The sequence below is a fragment of the Streptomonospora halophila genome (assembly GCF_039542725.1).
GTDB classification, from domain to species: domain Bacteria; phylum Actinomycetota; class Actinomycetes; order Streptosporangiales; family Streptosporangiaceae; genus Streptomonospora; species Streptomonospora halophila.
The window spans coordinates 1-16,041 of sequence record NZ_BAABIK010000007.1 but is presented as its reverse complement, the minus strand read 5'-3'; the positions used below and the strand labels follow the sequence as shown (position 1 = coordinate 16,041).

The window sequence follows — 16,041 nt, the reverse complement described above, 5'->3', positions numbered from 1 at the left end:
GGTCAGGAGTCTTCGAGCAGGTGCTTGAGGGCTTGGAGGCGCTCGCGCCAGTGGGTGCGCATCGCCGCGGCCGCCTCCGCGTCGGGCAGCTTCTCGTGCTCGAGGGAGACGGCCGCCTTGTCCGGCCCCTTGGCGGTGAAGGCCGCCACCAGCCGTCCGGCGCCGGCGCCCGACCAGTCGGCGCACCACGACCTGGCCGGGGTGGCGGTGCGCACCCGCAGTGGGGCGCCGGGCAGCCACCGCTCGCGCACCCCGGAGTCGGCGAAGGCGGCGAAGAGGCGATCGGCGGAGACCGCGACGGTCTTGCTCGCGGTGGCCGAGAAGGAGCCGTCGGAGCGCTGGCCGGGGGCCCGCATACCGCGGCTCTGCTCGTAGGCCACGGTGACCGACTGCGCCCACCAGCCGTCCACGCCCTGGTCGGCGGTGAGGTGGCGGGCGATCTCGGTGTGGGTGCGCTGCCGGGCGCCCCATTCGTCGAGCAGGGCGAACCACTCCTCGATCCCGCGTCCGGTGCGCTCGCGCACTGAGGCGTCGGGCGGCAGCAGGGCGCTGACGCCCTCGGGGCGGGGGCCGGCGGGGGCGGTCGCATCGGGGGCGGCGGAGTCCTCGGCCGCGCCGACGAGGTGGCGGCGTGCGGCGGTGTAGCTCTCGCCGGTCTTCTCCATGCGGGCGCGCACCCGGCTCTTGAACGACTTGTTGCCGGTCATCGCATACTCCTTGGCCACGCAACGGCCGAGCGGACTCACGCTCCGGCTCCGCCGCGGACCGATCGGGTATGCGACGCGCTGTTTCGAGAACGCGAGGTCCCCTTTGCCTCCGCCGACGCCGGTGGCGTGAGCACCGGTAGGGAGGTTGGGCACGAAACACCGCCGCTCCCAGCCTAGCCAGCGGATCCGAACCCGCGCAACGGAGGTTCGGATCCGCTCGCCGAGCGCTCACCGCTGCGCGGCGATGCGGGCGTTGACGGCCTCGGGCGCCAGGACGCTCTCCAGCACCGCGGCCGCGGCGCCGCGCAGCCCCGCCTGCTCGCCGCTGCGGTTGCCGACCACGCGCAGCTGGCGGGTGGCCAGCGGGATGGAGCGCTTGAAGACGACCTCGCGCACTCCGGCGACCAGGTGGTCGTGGGCCCGGCCCAACAGCCCGCCCAGCACGATCACCTCGGGGTTGAGCAGGTTGACCGCCCCCGCCAGCACCTCGCCCAGCCTGCGGCCGGCCTGGCGCACCAGTCGCACGGCGTCGGGGTCGCCCTCCTGGGCGAGGCCGGCGAGCTCGGCCACGCCCGCGACCGGGCGCCCCTGCTCGGCCATGCGCTCCAGCAGCGCCGGTCCGGCCGCCACCGCCTCCAGGCAGTCGGTGTTGCCGCAGCGGCAGGGCGTGCCGCCGCCGTCGCGCACGGGGATGTGCCCGATCTCCCCGGCCGCGCCCAGCGAGCCGCGCAGCAGGGCGCCGCCGGCGACGACGCCCGCGCCGATGCCGGTGGAGACCTTGACGAACAGGAGGTCTCCGACGCCGGGGTGCACGGCGCGGTGCTCGCCCAGCGCCATGGCGTTGACGTCGTTGTCGACCACGACGGGGGCGGCGAACCGCTCGGCCACCAGGGGCGCGATGTCCACGCCGCCCCACCCGGCCAGCACCGGCGGGGTCTCGGTGCGCCCGGTGGCGAACTCGACGGTGCCGGGCACGCCGATGCCGCTGCCGCGCACGTCCGCGGCGCTGCGCCCGCACTCCTCCAGCAGCCGCTGCCAGGTCTCCAGCAGCCAGGGCAGGGCGATGTGCGGGCCGTGCTCGACCTCGGGCGAGCCGCCGGCGACGGCCAGCAGGCCGCCACCCAGGTCGTAGACCGCGGCCTGGCTGCGGGAGATGCCCAGTACGGCGGAGAGGACCACGCCGCCGGCCGCGTTGAACTCCAGTCGGGCGGGCGGGCGGCCGCCGCTGGAGGGTGCGGTCGCGCCCTCGGTGACCAGGCCGTGGCGCAGCAGCTCGGTGACGCGCAGCGCCACAGCGGGCCGCGACAGCCCGGTCAGTCGGCCGATCTCGGTGCGGGTGGCGGCTTCGCCGGTGCGGATGAGCTCCAGCACGCGTCCGCTGGAGGCGGGGGCGGCGGATGCGGCCTTGCTGCGGGGCATGCCCAATTGAACCATGCTTCCGCACGCAACCGACGTGAACATGTGCACTTTTGTAAAGCAATGTTCAGAAGTGAGCTTGTCCAGTAACTGAAGCGGCCGCTATGTTTCCGGGGAGCCCGCACCCGGCCCGTCGGCGCGCCCCGCCCGCCGATCACGCCCTTCCCACCGCCCCCTGGAGCGCCGACACGCCCCCTGCACCGGCACGGGGCCCGCGCCGGCCTCCCGACGGCCCCGCTCCCCCGGCCCCCGCGCCCGGGGGCACGGCGCGGCCGCGTCGGACCGAGCACACCCTCCCCCGCCACGGAACGGAGCCCGCACGATGACGCCCCACCCCCGGATAGCCGAGGTCACCCAGCGCATCGCCGAACGCAGCGCCGACACCCGCAGCGCCTACCTGGAGCGGATGCGCGCGGCAGCCGCCGAGGGCCCGGCCCGCTCCGGGCTGGGCTGCACCAACCTCGCCCACGGGTTCGCCGCCTGCTCTCCGGGCGACAAGCTCGCGCTGGGCCACTCCGCCAAGCCCAACATCGCGATCGTCTCGGCCTACAACGACATGCTCTCGGCCCACCAGCCGCTCGCCGACTACCCGGCGCTGCTGAAGGAGGCCGTCGGCGAGGCCGGCGGCGTCGCCCAGTTCGCCGGCGGAGTGCCCGCCATGTGCGACGGCATCACCCAGGGCCGCGCGGGCATGGAGCTGTCCCTGTTCAGCCGCGACGTGATCGCGATGGCCACCGCCGTCGCGCTGTCCCACGACATGTTCGACGGTGCGCTGATGCTGGGCGTGTGCGACAAGATCGTGCCCGGACTGCTGATCGGCTCCCTGTCCTTCGGCCACCTGCCGGTCGCGTTCGTGCCCGCCGGACCCATGCCCTCGGGCCTGCCCAACAAGGAGAAGGCCGGAATCCGCCAGCGCTTCGCCGAGGGCAAGGCCGACCGCGCCGAGCTGCTGCAGGCCGAGTCGGCCGCCTACCACGCGCCGGGTACCTGCACCTTCTACGGCACCGCCAACTCCAACCAGATGCTGATGGAGGTCATGGGCCTGCACCTGCCCGGCGCCAGCTTCGAACAGCCCGGCAGCGGGCTGCGCACCGCGCTGACCGCCGCGGCCGGGCGGGCGGTGACGGGCCTGACGGCGCTGGGCGAGCGCTACACCCCCATCAGCGAGGTCGTCGACGAGCGCGCCGTCGTCAACGCGGTGGTCGCGCTGCTGGCCACGGGCGGCTCGACCAACCACACCCTGCACCTGGTGGCGGTGGCCCAGGCCGCCGGAATCGAGCTGACCTGGGACGACTTCGCCGCACTGTCGGAGGTCGTGCCGCTGCTGGCCCGCATGTACCCCAACGGCGCCGCCGACGTGAACCGCTTCCACGAGGCCGGCGGCATGGCGTACCTGATCGGCCGGCTGCTGGACAGCGGGCTGCTGCACGAGGACGTCGCCACCGTCGCCGGCGCCGGCCTGGACCGCTACCGCCGGCGCCCCGCCCTCGGCGCCGACGGCCTGATTTGGGATGAGGAGCCCGAGGAGAGCACCGACACCACGGTGCTGCGCGGCACCGACGACCCCTTCAGCGCCGACGGCGGCCTGCGCATGGTCCGCGGCAACCTCGGCCGGGCGGTGGTCAAGGTCTCGGCGGTGGAGCCGGAGCACCACGTCGTCGAGGCGCCCGCGCGCGTCTTCGACAGCCAGGCCCGGCTGCAGGAGGCGTTCTCCGCCGGCGAGCTGGACGGCGACGTGGTGGCGGTCGTGCGCTTCCAGGGCCCGCGCGCCAACGGCATGCCCGAGCTGCACAAGCTCACGCCGCCGCTGGGGGTGCTGCAGGACCGCGGCCACAAGGTCGCGCTCGTCACCGACGGCCGCATGTCGGGGGCCTCGGGCAAGGTGCCCGCCGCCATCCACGTCTCCCCCGAGGCCGCGGCGGGCGGGCCGCTGGCGCGGGTGCGCGACGGCGACCTCGTCCGCCTGGACGCCTCCGCGGGCGTGCTGGAGGTGCGGGGCGCCGACGACCTGGACGAGCGTCCGGCCGCCGAGCCGGCCGCGGACTCGGCCGCCGGCACCGGCCGCGAGCTGTTCGCCGCCTTCCGCCAGGCCGTGGGCCCGGCCGAGCGCGGCGCCGGCGTATTCGGGGCGCTGCGGTGAGCCGGCCTCAGCCGCCGTCCGAGCGGCGCCCGTGGCTGGTCGCCGACATCGGCGGCACCAACGCCCGGTTCGGCCTGGTGGAGGCGCCGGGGACCCGCCCGGCCCGGGTGCGCCGGCTGGAGGGCGCCGAACACGCCGACCTGGGCGCGGCGGCCGCGGCCTATCTGGAGCAGGTGGACGCTCCCGCGCGTCCCGGAGCGGCGTGCGTGGCGGTGGCCGGGCCCGTGGGCGGCGACCGCATCCGGCTGACCAACTCCCACTGGGACTTCTCCGCCTCCGCCACCCGCGACCGCCTCGGCCTGGACCGCCTGGAGGTCGTCAACGACTTCGCCGCCCTGGCGCTGTCGCTGCCGCGGCTGGGTGAGGACGACGTGCTCCCGCTGGGCGGTCCCCCGGCGGCGCCCGATCGCCCCATGGCGGTGCTGGGCCCGGGCACCGGGCTGGGCGTCGCCGGCCTGGTGCCCGCGGCCGGCGGCTGGGCCCCGGTCCCGGGCGAGGGCGGCCACGTGGACGTGCCCGCGGTCGAGGAGCGCGAACTGGAGGTGGTGCGCCTCCTGCGCGCCCGCCAGGGCGCGGTCACCGCCGAGTGCCTGCTGTGCGGTCCCGGGCTCACCCGGCTGCACGACGCGCTCGCCGAGGTGCGCGGGCTCGGCGCGCCGCGGCGCACGGCCGCCGAGATCTGCGCCGCGGCGCCGCGGGACCCGCACTGCGCCGAGACGCTGGACGTGTTCTGCTGCCTGCTGGGCGGCTTCGCGGGCAACGTGGCGCTGACGCTGGGCGCGACCGGGGGCGTGTTCCTGGGCGGCGGGATCCTGCCGCGTATCATCCCGGTCGTGCAGTCCAGCGGCTTCCGGCGCCGCTTCGAGGACAAGCACCGCATGGCCGGCTATCTGCAGAGCGTCGCCACGATGCTCATCGTGGCGCAGGAACCGGCGCTGCTGGGCGCGGCCGCCCGGCTCGACCAGTGCCTCGACCCCGTGCAAGGAGGTGCGGATGAACCCGCGCAGCAGTGAGGACCTCTTCCAGCTGGCGCCGGTGATCCCGGTGGTGGTGCTCTCCGACGCCGCCGACGCGGTGCCGCTGGCCCGCGCGCTGGTGGCGGGCGGCCTGCCGGCCGTGGAGGTGACCCTGCGCACCGGTGCGGCGCTGGAGGCCGTCGAGCGGATCGCCGCCGAGGTGCCCGAGGCCGCGGTGGGCGCCGGCACGGTCACCACGCCCGAGCAGGCCGAGCAGGCGGCCGCGGCGGGGGCCGCCTTCCTGGTCTCGCCCGGATGCACCCCCGCCCTGTACGAGGCGATGGCCGCCACCGGCCTGCCGGCGCTGCCGGGTGTGGCCACGGCCTCGGAGGCCCTGGCGCTGCTGGAGCGCGGTGCCGCGGCGATGAAGTTCTTCCCGGCCGAGGCGGCGGGCGGGCGCCCGTACCTGAAGTCGCTGTCGGGCCCGCTGCCGCAGGTGCGGTTCTGCCCCACCGGCGGCATCACGGCCGCCTCGGCGCCCGACTACCTGGCGCTGCCCAACGTGGGCTGTGTCGGCGGCACCTGGCTCACCCCGGAGCACGCCGTCGCGGCCGGCGACTGGGAGCATGTGCAGGCGCTGGCCCGCGCGGCCGCCGACCTGCGCCCGGCGTAGCCGCTCAGGCGGCCACGACCCGGGTCCGCGCGGCGCGGTCGGGCAGCGACCGGCCGGCCGCGCCGCCGCTGGCGACCAGGATGCCGCTGACGAGGTGGCCGAGCAGGCAGGGCAGCACGAGCAGGGCGGTCACGGCGGCGCGCCCGGCGGCTTGACCGCGAGCCGGCGGCAGTCCGGTGGCGGAGGCGACCACGCGGATGCCGGCGATCCGCTTGCCCAGGGTCTGGCCGCGCCGGGCGACGGGCAGCCAGTGGTAGCACACCACCGCCGCCAGGGCGACGGCGCAGGCGAGCACCGTGCCCGCGGTCACCGAGGCCCGGTTGTCGGGCAGCCCCAGCAGGGTGACCGCCGCCAGGTTGGCCAGCATCATCAGGATGAACCCGGCGTAGAGGATCAGCACGGAAAGCACCAGGTCGACGCAGGCCGCGACCAGGCGCGGGGGCACGTCGGCCGCCGGGGGCCGCGGCCCCCGGGCGTCCGGCGGCGGGCCGGGCGACACCCCCGCCGGGCCGGGCGCCGGGTCGGCGGGGGCGAAGCCGGGGCGGGGCGGTTCCTGCGGGGGACGGCCGCCGGAGCCGTCGAAGGGGCCCGGGTCGAAGGGCTGGGTCATAGGCCGTCCTCGCGTGTGCTCGTGTGCCGACGACGCGTATTGTCGCACCGACCGCGCGCGGCCGGGAGCGGCGCGGGCCGACCGCCGCTCAGCGGGACGGCGGCCTTGAGCAGCATCTCCGCGTACTCCTCCGCGGGCACCGAGTCCAGCACGATCGCGCCGCCGGCGCCGATGGCCAGATCCGGCCCCCGGCGCACCGCCGTGCGGATGACGATGCTGAGGTCCGCGGTGCCCTGGTGGGACAGATAGCCCAGCGCGCCGGAGTACACGCCCCGCGCCGAGCCTTCCAGCCGGTCGATGATCTCCATCGTGCGCACCTTGGGCGCGCCGGTCATCGACCCGCCGGGGAAGCACGCGCGCACCGCGTCGACCGGGTGCACGTCCGCGCGCAGCCGCCCGCGCACGGTGGAGACCAGCTGATGGACGGTGCTGTAGGACTCGGTGTACATGAACCGCGGCACCTGCACACTGCCGACCTCGCAGACCCGTCCCAGGTCGTTGCGCAGCAGGTCCACGATCATCAGGTTCTCGGCGCGGGTCTTGGCACCGGTGCGCAGCTCCTCGGCGATGCGCGCGTCGGCCGCGGCGTCGGCGCCGCGGGGTGCGGTGCCCTTGATCGGGCGGCTCTCGGCGGTTCCCGAGGCGTCGACGCGCAGAAACCGCTCGGGCGAGGCGCTGTGCACCGTGGTGGAGCCCAGCCGCAGCAGGGCGGCGTAGGGGGCGGGGGCGGCGCGGCGCAGCCGGCGGTAGAAGTCCAGGTCGTCGGCTGGAGCGGCGGTGTGCAGCCGGTTGGTCAGACAGATCTCGTAGCTCTCGCCCTCCTCCAGCCGGCGCAGGCACTCCTTGACGTCGGTGAGGTAGCCCTCGCGGCTGCGCTCCAGCAGCGGCTCCAGGTCGCCGCCGGGCGGCGCCGGCGCCGGTGCGGGCGGCGGGGCGGGGCCGAGCCCGGCCAGGGCGGCGGCGGTCTCCTCGGCCCAGCCCGCGGCCCCGGGGCCGCGGGCGACGAGGTAAGTGCGATCGCCCTCGTGGTCGACGGCGACCAGGCGGTCGCAGCGCAGCCAGACGGCGTCGGGCGCCTGCGAGCGGTGGGCGGCCGCGCCTGCGCAGTCGGCCTTGAGCTCGTAGCCGAAGTAGCCCACGTAGCCGCCGGTGAAGTCGAAGGGCAGCCCGTCGGGGGGAGCGGGCCGGGCGGGGAGGCGCCGGCGCAGGGCGTCGAAGATCGTCCCGCCCTCGCGGAGCGGCGGCCCGTCCGCGGGGGCGACGGAGACCGCGCCCTCGCCGGCGCGGTAGGTCAGCACCTCGCCGCCGGGCGCCCCGGCGTCGCCGAGGAAGGAGAAGCGGGCGGTGCCGCCGGTGCGGCTGCTGTCCAGCCAGAAGGCGTGGCTGCGGGCGGCGTAGAGGCGGGCGAAGGCCGCCTCGGCGTCCACGGCGTGCTCCAGGGTGCGCACGTGCGGGGGCGGGGGCGCGGGGGCGGTGCCGCGGACGGCCGGCCCTTCGGGCGCCCGTGCGCGGCCGGCGGAGGCGGGGCGGGCCGCGCGGGCGGCGGGCCGGGGGTGCCCGGCGGCCATGCGCAGGAAGTTGGCGACGAGTTCGGCCCCGTGCTCGGACGAGACGGACTCGGGGTGGAACTGCACGCCCCACCGCGGCAGGGAGCGGTGCCGCACGGCCATGACGACGCCGTCCTCGGCGAAGGCCGTCGCCTCCAGCTCCGCCGGCAGCGGTGTTCGCGCGGCCAGCGAGTGGTAGCGCACGGCGGTGAAGTCCTGCGGAATCCCGGCGAAGAGGCCCCGTCCGACGTGGCCGATGCGGCTGAGGTGGCCGTGGCGCGGTACGGGGGCGGCCGCGATCTCTCCGCCGGCCAGGTGCACGAGCGCCTGGTGCCCCAGGCACACGCCGAGCACGGGGACCTCGGGTGCGCGGTTCAGCGCGGCGCCGAGCAGGCCCACGTCGCGGGGGCGCGCAGGGCGGCCGGGGCCGGGCGAGACCACCGCGGCGTCGTAGCCCGCCAGTCCGCCGGGGCCCGCGTCACGCAGGCGCGCGTCGTCGTTGGCCCACACGTCGGGTTCGCCACCCGCGGCCCGTGCGATCAGCTGGAACAGGTTGAAGGTGTAGGAGTCGTGGTTGTCCACGAGCAGTAGGCGCATGCGGCTCCCGTGGCTCGGCGGCGGTGCGTTCCAGGCTACGGTTCGCGGCCCCGCGGCCCGCGGGCGGGCCGGTGGGGCCGCGGGGCCGGGGCCGCCGCACGCCCGTACCCGCGGCCCCCGTCGGGCGGCGCGCGTCGGGGCTGTTTGCCTCGGGCGCCGGAGTCGGCCCCGTGTCCTGCGGTTCTCCAATTCGGTCGATGAAGAATACGACTTGCGTACTCTCCGATACCCGCGATTCGCCCGTGGGCTGAGACACTGGCCGCGACGCCCTGCGACCCCGGAAGGACCAATGCACGCTCCCTCCACGCTCTTCGGCCACCTGGTGGCCCTGATGCACGCCACGACCGATGCGGTCATCGCCGTGTCGGCCGAGGGCACCGCGCGCGTCTGCCCGCGCTCCGAGGTCGGCGCCGCCGAGCGCGAGGCCTACTCCCGCGACCTGCTGCTCGCCGAAGGGGTCGTGCCCACGCCGGCCGCCCTGCAGGGAGTGATGGCGCGCATCGCCGCCGAGCTGCGCGGCGAGGGCTGGGACCTGGTCGCCTGAGCCTTGCTCCGCCCGGGCCGCCGCCGGGCGGACGCCCGATTGCCCTCCCGGTGCGCCGGGTAGGGACACGCATCGCCCATGCCACAGTCCGAGGGGGAAAGCACGATGACCGACCTGCTGGAGTTGCACGGCCGGGCCATGGCGGAGTTCGACCGCAGGGTCCGCGCCATCCGGGTGACGCAGTGGGCCGACCCCACTCCGTGCGCCGACTGGGACGTGCACGACCTGCTCAACCACCTCACCGGCGAGCAGCTGTGGGTGCCGTTCCTGCTCGCCGGCGGCCGCATCGAGGAGGCCGGCGACCGCTACGAGGGCGACGTGCTCGGCGAGGAGCCCGTGGCCACCTGGGAGGTCGCCTCCCGCGAGTCGCGGTCGGCCTGGCTGCAGCCGGGCGCCCTGGAGCGGACCGTGCACCTGTCCTTCGGCGACGCCGAGGGCGAGCGCTACCTCTGGCAGATGACCTTCGACCTGGGCGTGCACGCCTGGGACCTGGCCCGCGCCATCGGCGACGACGAGAAGCTCGACCCCGGCCTGGTCGAGGCGCTGCTGGACTGGTTGGGCGGGCGGAGCCCGGGCGCGGGCGCCCTGTTCGCACCGGAGGTGCCGGTCGGCGACGACGCCGGCCCCCAGAGCCGCCTGTTGGCCCTGACCGGGCGCCGCGCCTGAGTGACTGTTGGGTATGCGGGTAGCGGCGTTGGGTGACCAGTCATGCCGGATGCCCGAACATGACGCAGCCCCGGAATGATCGCGTGGTGTGTGCCAATGCAACGATTCCGGGGCCGCTGGTGCCCGATGCTACCCCTCCGACCTCTCCGACGCCGCCTGGGCGGTGATCGAACCCCTCATGCCCGTCCGCGACCAGGCCAAAGGCGGGGCGCCCCGCACCTACGGCGACCGGCTGGTGCTCGACGCCATCCTGTTCGTGCTGCGCTCGGGCTGCCAGTGGCGGATGATCCCCCGCGACCTGCTGCCCTGGGACGCCGCCTACCGCTGGTACCGCACCTGGAAGGCCGACGGCACCTGGGACCGCCTCCACGACCGGCTGCGTGAGCTGGTGCGCATCGCCGAGGGCCGCGCCTGCGACCCTTCGGCCGCCATCCTGGACGCCCAGTCGATCAAGTCCAGCGAAGGCGGTGCCGAACGCGGGTTCGACGCGGGCAAGAGGACCACCGGCCGCAAGCGCCACCTGATCACCGACACCCTCGGGCTGGTCCTCGTGGTCGCGGTGACCTCGGCCTCGGTCCAGGACCGGCCCGGCGGGCGCCGCGTGCTGGAGCGCCTGGCCGCGGCCTTCCCCTCCATCGGCCTGATCTGGGCCGATGCCGGCTATGCCAACCAGGTCGACAACCGGCTGCTGGCCTGGGCCTATGAGACGTTGCGGCTCACGGTCGAGATCGTGCGGCGCCCCGAGGGCGCCAAGGGCTTCCAGGTGCTGCCGCGCAGGTGGGTGGTCGAGCGGACTTTCGGCTGGCTGGTGCGCAACCGGCGTTTGGCCCGTGATTACGAGCGTCTGACCGGCAACTCCGAGACCATGGTCAAGATCGCGATGATCCGCCTGATGGCGACACGGCTGGCTGGTCAGAGCGCACGCTGGAGCAATCGCCCTGCCACCCGATCCGCGTAATCACCCGCATACCCAACAGTCACTGAGACCGGGCCTTACCTCCGACCGGAACGGTGGCCGCCGCCGGGACGGTCGGAACCCGGCGGTGCGGCGCGGGCTCGACGATCCGCGGAGCGGGCGCGTGCCGCCCCGCCCGCACGCGGGTGCCCGGGGGCGAGGCTGGAGGGGTGCGAGGGCGACCCGCACAAACTCCGGCGCCCGAACTTTGGCCGGTTCGCCCGATGGCCCGCGGGACCCCGGCGGCCCAGGATCGTGTCCATGGCCCGACCCGAACACCGGCCCGCCGCGGCCGGACTCGCCCAGGCGGCCCTGCGCCGCGAACGCCCCTCCCGCGCGGACCTGCTCAGCGTCCTGTCCTGGCCCGACGAGGGACTGCTGGAGCTGGTCGCAGCCGTCGGCCGGGTGCGCCGCCGGTTCTTCGGCGACCGCGTCAAGCTCAACTACCTGGTCAACCTCAAAAGCGGGCTGTGCCCCGAGGACTGCGCCTACTGCTCCCAGCGGCTGGGCTCCACCGCCGACATCGTCACCTACACCTGGCTGAGCGCCGAGCAGACCCGCGACGCCGCCGCCTGCGGCGTCGCGGGCGGCGCGGCGCGGGTCTGCCTGGTGGCCAGCGGCCGCGGCCCCACCGACCGCGACGTCGCCCGCCTGGCCCCCGCCGTCGCCCGCATCAAAGAGGACAACCCCGGGGTCGAGGTGTGCGCCTGCCTCGGGCTGCTCTCGCCCGGCCAGGCCGAGCGGCTGCGCGAGGCCGGCGTCGACGCCTACAACCACAACCTCAACACCTCCGGTGAGCGCTACGCCGACATCTGCTCCACGCACGGCTTCGCCGACCGCGTCGACACCGTGCGGCAGGCCCGGCACGCGGGCCTCTCCCCCTGCTCCGGGCTGATCGCGGGCATGGGCGAAAGCGACGAGGACCTCGTCGACGTCCTCGGGGACCTGCGCGGACTCGACCCCGACTCCGTGCCCGTCAACTTCCTCATCCCCTTCGACGGCACGCCCCTGGCCGGGCGCTGGGAGCTGACCCCGCAGCGCTGCCTGCGCATCCTCGCCGCCGCCAGGCTGGTCTTCCCCGACTCCGAGGTGCGCCTGGCCGGCGGGCGCGAGATCCATTTGCGCGGCCTCCAGCCGCTCGCGCTGCACCTGGCCAACTCGGTCTTCCTGGGCGACTACCTGACCAGCGAGGGCGGGCCCGGCGCCGAGGACCTGCAGATGGTGCGCGACGCGGGCTTTCGGGTGCAGGGCGCCGAGGCGGCGGGGGCGCCCCCGCTCCGGCCGGACCCGGTGCGCCCCCGCCGCCGGGGCGCGGGCACCGGCCTGCCGCCCAACGCCTGAGCTTGCGGCCCGCCCGGACCCCGCGTGCGCAGGCGCCGCGGCCCGGGCGGGCGCCGATACCCTGGCGCCATGGACGACGACGTGCGGCTGCGCACTCCCCGTCTGCTGCTGCGCGGCTGGCGGGCCGCCGACCGGGAGCCCTTCGCCCGGCTCAACGCCGACCCCGCGGTCATGGAGCACTTTCCGCGGCTGCGGACGCGCCGCGAGTCCGACACCGGGGTCGACCGCATCGAGGCGCACCTGGCCGAGCACGGCTTCGGCCTGTGGGCGGTCGAGGTCGCCGCCACCGGCGAGTTCGTCGGCTTCACCGGACTGCAGCAGACCGTCTTTCCCGCGCACTTCACCCCGGCCGTGGAGGTGGGCTGGCGGCTGGCACGCCACGCCTGGGGCCGCGGCTATGCCACCGAGGCTGCCAGGGCCGCCGTGGCGTTCGGGTTCGACGAGTGCGGACTGGGCGAGATCGTCTCCTTCACCGTCCCCGCCAACGTCCGCTCGCGCGCGGTGATGCGGCGGCTGGGCATGCGCCACTCCTCCGCCGACGACTTCGACCATCCGGCTCTGCCGGAAGGCCATCCGCTGAAACGGCACGTCCTCTACCGGCTGGGCGCCGACGACCGGTGAGGCCGGCCCGCGCCGGCGCGGCTATCCTGGTCCATCGTGCACATCGAGATCGGCGAGATGGCCTGGAACGACCCCGTCGGCGTCCGGCTGCGCCGCGACCAGGAGGCCGAGACGGTCCGACGCTACGGCGGCGACCTCGAGCAGGGTGAGAAGCCCTCGGCCGCGAACACCGCGGTGTTCCTGGCGGCCACCGAGTCCTCCGGCGGCGAGGTGGTGGGCTGCGGCGGGCTGCGGCGCCTCAACGAGGACACCTTCGAGCTGAAGCGGATGTACGTGGTGCCCGCCTGGCGGGGCCGCCGGATCGGCGCGGCGCTGCTGCACGCGCTCGAGGACGCCGGCCGCGAGCGCGGTGCGGTTTGGATGCGGCTGGAGACCGGGGTGGAGCAGCCGGAGGCGATGCGGCTCTACGAGCGCTGCGGATACCGCAGGATCCCGCGCTACGGACCGTATGCGGCCTGCGCGCAGAGCGTATGCTACGAGCGCGACCTCCGGGCCGCGCCCGAACCCGCGCCGGCACCCGCCCAGACCTGATCCGGCGCCGGCGGAGGGGCGGCCGGCGACGCCGGTCGCTTGGACGTGCGGGCAGGAGGCCGGCGGTGCCGCGATCCCCGGAGCTGGTCTGGTATGCCAGCTATGGCGCGAACATGTCCCTGGAGCGGTTCTCCTGCTACCTCGCCGGCGGGGTCCCGCCCGGCGGCAGCCGCGCCAACCCCGGCTGCCGCGACACCGCGCCGCCGCGCGCACGGTGCGCCGTGTGGCTGCCCGGCGGCGTGTACTTCGCGCTGGCCTCGCGGATGTGGGGCGGCGGCCTGGCGCTGTACGACCCCGACCTGCCCGGCGCGGCCCCGGCCCGCACCTACCTGGTCACGTCCGGGCAGTTCGGCGACATCGCCGCGCAGGAGATGTACCGCTCCCCCGACGGCGACCCGGACCTGGCGCGCGTGCCCGAGCGCGGCAGGCTGCGGCTGGGCGCGGGGCGCTACGAGACGCTAGTGCACTGCGGCGACGTCGACGGCCACCCGGTGCTGACCTTCACCGCCCACTGGCCGAGTGCGGCGGTGGAGCCGGCGGCGCCCGCCGCGTCCTATCTCGGGGTGATCGGTTCGGGGCTGCGGGGCGGCCACGGCTGGAGCGCCCGCCGCAGCGCCGCCTACCTGGCCTCCCGTCCCGGTGCCCGCGGCACGTGGCGATCGGCGCAGGTGGCGGCGCTGCTGTTCGAGGAGTGAGAGCGCGGGCCCGCGGCTTCAGTGGACGTCGGTCTTGAACGGGTCGTGCTCGGCGAGCAGCTTGTCCAGGCGGGCCTGGTCCACCCGCCCGGAGACGGTTGTCTCCTCCTGGCGGTCGCGTACGCACTTGGCCAGGGTGAAGGCCGAGGTGATGACGTAGAGCACGCCGAGCGCGAGGAACGCGCGCATCCACGCGTCGACGGGCAGGAAGACGATGCCCGTGCCCACGGCGACGGCCGAGACGCCGAAGGACAGTGCGGACTGCAGGTAGAACGCCGAGGTCGTGCTGGGGCGTACCGGTGTAGTGCTCATGTGCCCCATGCTGGCCGCGGCCGGGCGGCGGCGCCCGAGTACCGGTACTCAGATCCGGCGGCGCGACCGGCGGGCACCGGGCTGCGGCGCACGTACCGCCGTGGAGGGGCGCCTCAGCGGTCGCCGATGGCCTGCTGCGCCGCGGACTCCAGATCGGGTGCCAGCAGCCGGGAGTAGGTGGCGGTGATGTGGTGGCTGTCGCGGTAGACCAGCACGTTGCCGATCACCGGAGGGCAGATGCCGCCGGTGCAGAACGCGTCGCTGAGGTCGGCGACGGTGACGCGGGCTTCGGTCTCGCGGGCGGCGATGAGCTGGGGGTCCTCGGCCGCGAAGGCCTCGTCACGGGCGCGCCCGCACCGCTCCGGCTCCGTCGGGTACCGGGAGACGCACTCGGACGGGCGGGGCCGGGTCGCGGGGGTGTCGCGGATAACCACGATGTCGATGCCGGCCTCGTCCAGCGGCTCCCAGAGCCGGATCATGCCCGCGGCGATCCCGGCGCGGTCCCGGGCCTCGGAGGAGGCGCCGTCCTTGGTGGCCAGCGCGCTGGAGCTGGTGAAGACGAGGTCGGGGCGCAGGTCGCCGGTCAGCTCGTCGAGGACGGCCCGGTTGTAGCGCTCGCACTCGCTGTAGGCGCGGTCGGCGCCGGGCAGCTCCAGACGCGCCGAGGTGAACCCGCAGGAGGCCTTGGTGTAGACGTGCACCCGCCAGTCGCGCTCCCGGGCGATGCTGCGCAGCGCCGGCACCCAGTGGGTGGCGTGGGAGTCGCCGACGACGGCGACCGCGGTGTCGGCGTCGCCGGGGCCGTAGACGCAGGGTGCCAGCGTGGTCTCGTCCTTGGCGGCCTGGCAGTCGTCGCGGTAGACCTCGGGCAGGTCGTCCCCGGCAGCCACGGGCGAGGGGTAGACGGGTGCGCCCGAGGACGCCGCGGGCTCGGAGGTACCCAGGGCCCGCGGGCCGACGTGGACGGCGGGGTCGAACGGGACGGTGCGCAGCCACTCATGCCGCCAGAACAACCCCCCGCCCACCGACACCACCACCAGCGCCGCCACCACGGCGAACACCCCCGCCCCGCGGCCCGACCGCAGCCGCCCCCACCGCTGGACCGGATCCTCCACCGCCGCCTTCGTCACCCACGCCAGCGCCACCGAGACCGCCGCCGCCACCGCCGCCCCCACCGGCGACTGCACCCCGTCCGCTGCCACCGCCGGCGCGAACACCACCACCGGCCAATGCCACAGATACAGCGCATAGGACACACCGCCGCCCCACACCGCCGGCGCGCTGGAGAGCACCCCGAACGACGACCACCGGCCCCCGTTCTCGCCCGCCGCGATCACCGCCAGCGCACCGGCCACCGGCACCACCGCCGCCACCCCCGGAAACGGCGTCTGATCGCTGTAGGACAGGGCAGCCCACCCGATCGCGCCCAGACCCGCCCAGCCCAGACACCACCGCAGCCCCGCCGGCCACTCCCCCGGGCCCGACCCCGCCCGAAGCGCCAGCACACCCCCGGCCGCCAGCTCCCACACGCGCGCCTGCGGCAGGAAGTAGGCCGACGCCGGGTCCGCGAACGTCACCACCACCGACCACACCAGCGACACCGCCAGAACCGCCCCCATGGCCGCGCCCACCACCCGCAGCCGGAACCACCGCGCCCCCAGCGCCGCCCACACCGCGAACAGCAGCGGCCACAGCAGGTAGAACTGCTCCTCCACCGCCAGCGACCAGAA

16 protein-coding genes are annotated in these 16,041 nt (G+C 75.7%); 10 read left to right on the top strand and 6 right to left on the bottom strand.

The window, feature by feature from the left end; all coding sequences use genetic code 11:
* Positions 1–2: 2 nt before the first annotated feature.
* A complete protein-coding gene (locus ABEA15_RS07970) occupies positions 3–707 on the bottom strand; it encodes a hypothetical protein (protein ID WP_345556110.1) in 705 nt (234 codons plus the stop codon).
* 228 nt (positions 708–935) lie between these two features.
* Positions 936–2,126 (bottom strand): ROK family transcriptional regulator, encoded by a 1,191-nt coding sequence (locus ABEA15_RS07965; RefSeq protein WP_345556109.1) that lies wholly within the window; start codon positions 2,124–2,126, stop codon positions 936–938.
* Between the two features lie 319 nt (positions 2,127–2,445).
* Here ABEA15_RS07965 and edd point away from each other — a divergent pair, with 319 nt between their 5' ends.
* The 3 genes from edd to eda are packed head-to-tail and all read left to right on the top strand — an operon-like array spanning position 2,446 to position 5,892.
* Positions 2,446–4,263, top strand: a complete 1,818-nt coding sequence (gene edd, locus ABEA15_RS07960) for a phosphogluconate dehydratase (protein ID WP_345556108.1) — start codon at positions 2,446–2,448, stop codon at positions 4,261–4,263.
* Positions 4,260–5,276: a glucokinase gene (gene glk / locus ABEA15_RS07955; RefSeq protein ID WP_345556107.1), complete on the top strand. Its 1,017-nt coding sequence runs from the start codon at positions 4,260–4,262 to the stop codon at positions 5,274–5,276. The genes edd and glk overlap by 4 nt, the downstream gene beginning before the upstream one ends.
* On the top strand, positions 5,257–5,892 hold the full coding sequence (eda, locus tag ABEA15_RS07950) for a bifunctional 4-hydroxy-2-oxoglutarate aldolase/2-dehydro-3-deoxy-phosphogluconate aldolase (protein WP_345556106.1): 636 nt from the start codon (positions 5,257–5,259) through the stop codon (positions 5,890–5,892). Before glk ends, eda begins: the two co-directional genes overlap by 20 nt.
* A 4-nt stretch (positions 5,893–5,896) precedes the next feature.
* Here the strand turns inward: eda and ABEA15_RS07945 are convergent, their stop codons facing one another.
* On the bottom strand, positions 5,897–6,502 hold the full coding sequence (locus ABEA15_RS07945; RefSeq protein ID WP_345556105.1) for an RDD family protein: 606 nt from the start codon (positions 6,500–6,502) through the stop codon (positions 5,897–5,899).
* On the bottom strand, positions 6,499–8,646 hold the full coding sequence (gene pabB / locus ABEA15_RS07940) for an aminodeoxychorismate synthase component I (RefSeq protein WP_345556104.1): 2,148 nt from the start codon (positions 8,644–8,646) through the stop codon (positions 6,499–6,501). Before pabB ends, ABEA15_RS07945 begins: the two co-directional genes overlap by 4 nt.
* Positions 8,647–8,935: 289 nt before the next feature.
* Between pabB and ABEA15_RS07935 the strand changes: the two genes are divergently transcribed.
* The 7 genes from ABEA15_RS07935 (at position 8,936) to ABEA15_RS07905 (ending at position 13,999) form a co-directional block, all read left to right on the top strand.
* Positions 8,936–9,190, top strand: a complete 255-nt coding sequence (locus ABEA15_RS07935) for a hypothetical protein (protein ID WP_344142912.1) — start codon at positions 8,936–8,938, stop codon at positions 9,188–9,190.
* 105 nt (positions 9,191–9,295) lie between these two features.
* Entirely contained in the window at positions 9,296–9,856 is a 561-nt protein-coding gene (locus tag ABEA15_RS07930; RefSeq protein WP_344143259.1) for a TIGR03086 family metal-binding protein, read from the top strand.
* 88 nt (positions 9,857–9,944) lie between these two features.
* Positions 9,945–10,814: an IS5 family transposase gene (locus ABEA15_RS07925; RefSeq protein ID WP_345556103.1), complete on the top strand. Its 870-nt coding sequence runs from the start codon at positions 9,945–9,947 to the stop codon at positions 10,812–10,814.
* Positions 10,815–11,072: 258 nt separating this feature from the next.
* Positions 11,073–12,152 (top strand): biotin synthase BioB, encoded by a 1,080-nt coding sequence (gene bioB, locus ABEA15_RS07920; protein WP_345556101.1) that lies wholly within the window; start codon positions 11,073–11,075, stop codon positions 12,150–12,152.
* Positions 12,153–12,221: 69 nt separating this feature from the next.
* Complete coding sequence (locus ABEA15_RS07915; RefSeq protein ID WP_345556100.1) at positions 12,222–12,773, top strand: GNAT family N-acetyltransferase; 552 nt, start codon at positions 12,222–12,224, stop codon at positions 12,771–12,773.
* Between the two features lie 36 nt (positions 12,774–12,809).
* The gene (locus ABEA15_RS07910) at positions 12,810–13,304 is read left to right on the top strand and encodes a GNAT family N-acetyltransferase (RefSeq protein WP_345556099.1); all 495 of its coding nucleotides are present in this window, start codon (positions 12,810–12,812) and stop codon (positions 13,302–13,304) included.
* 65 nt (positions 13,305–13,369) lie between these two features.
* The gene (locus tag ABEA15_RS07905; RefSeq protein ID WP_345556098.1) at positions 13,370–13,999 is read left to right on the top strand and encodes a histone deacetylase; all 630 of its coding nucleotides are present in this window, start codon (positions 13,370–13,372) and stop codon (positions 13,997–13,999) included.
* A gap of 18 nt (positions 14,000–14,017) precedes the next feature.
* On the opposite strand, the gene ABEA15_RS07900 is transcribed toward ABEA15_RS07905, so the two are convergent.
* Together ABEA15_RS07900 and ABEA15_RS07895 are read right to left on the bottom strand one after the other, a co-directional pair.
* On the bottom strand, positions 14,018–14,311 hold the full coding sequence (locus ABEA15_RS07900) for a YiaA/YiaB family inner membrane protein (protein WP_344142906.1): 294 nt from the start codon (positions 14,309–14,311) through the stop codon (positions 14,018–14,020).
* 113 nt (positions 14,312–14,424) lie between these two features.
* On the bottom strand, positions 14,425–16,041 hold a 1,617-nt coding region (locus ABEA15_RS07895), incomplete at its 5' end, for an acyltransferase family protein (RefSeq protein ID WP_345556097.1).

What these genes read in the sequence shown, in the direction of transcription:
- ABEA15_RS07970 (WP_345556110.1), bottom strand. Translation starts at nt 707, where the DNA reads ATGACCGGCAACAAGTCGTTCAAGAGCCGGGTGCGCGCCCGCATGGAG.
- ABEA15_RS07965 (WP_345556109.1), bottom strand. Translation starts at nt 2,126, where the DNA reads ATGCCCCGCAGCAAGGCCGCATCCGCCGCCCCCGCCTCCAGCGGACGC.
- edd (WP_345556108.1), top strand. Translation starts at nt 2,446, where the DNA reads ATGACGCCCCACCCCCGGATAGCCGAGGTCACCCAGCGCATCGCCGAA.
- eda (WP_345556106.1), top strand. Translation starts at nt 5,257, where the DNA reads ATGAACCCGCGCAGCAGTGAGGACCTCTTCCAGCTGGCGCCGGTGATC.
- ABEA15_RS07945 (WP_345556105.1), bottom strand. Translation starts at nt 6,502, where the DNA reads ATGACCCAGCCCTTCGACCCGGGCCCCTTCGACGGCTCCGGCGGCCGT.
- pabB (WP_345556104.1), bottom strand. Translation starts at nt 8,646, where the DNA reads ATGCGCCTACTGCTCGTGGACAACCACGACTCCTACACCTTCAACCTG.
- ABEA15_RS07935 (WP_344142912.1), top strand. Translation starts at nt 8,936, where the DNA reads ATGCACGCTCCCTCCACGCTCTTCGGCCACCTGGTGGCCCTGATGCAC.
- ABEA15_RS07930 (WP_344143259.1), top strand. Translation starts at nt 9,296, where the DNA reads ATGACCGACCTGCTGGAGTTGCACGGCCGGGCCATGGCGGAGTTCGAC.
- bioB (WP_345556101.1), top strand. Translation starts at nt 11,073, where the DNA reads ATGGCCCGACCCGAACACCGGCCCGCCGCGGCCGGACTCGCCCAGGCG.
- ABEA15_RS07915 (WP_345556100.1), top strand. Translation starts at nt 12,222, where the DNA reads ATGGACGACGACGTGCGGCTGCGCACTCCCCGTCTGCTGCTGCGCGGC.
- ABEA15_RS07900 (WP_344142906.1), bottom strand. Translation starts at nt 14,311, where the DNA reads ATGAGCACTACACCGGTACGCCCCAGCACGACCTCGGCGTTCTACCTG.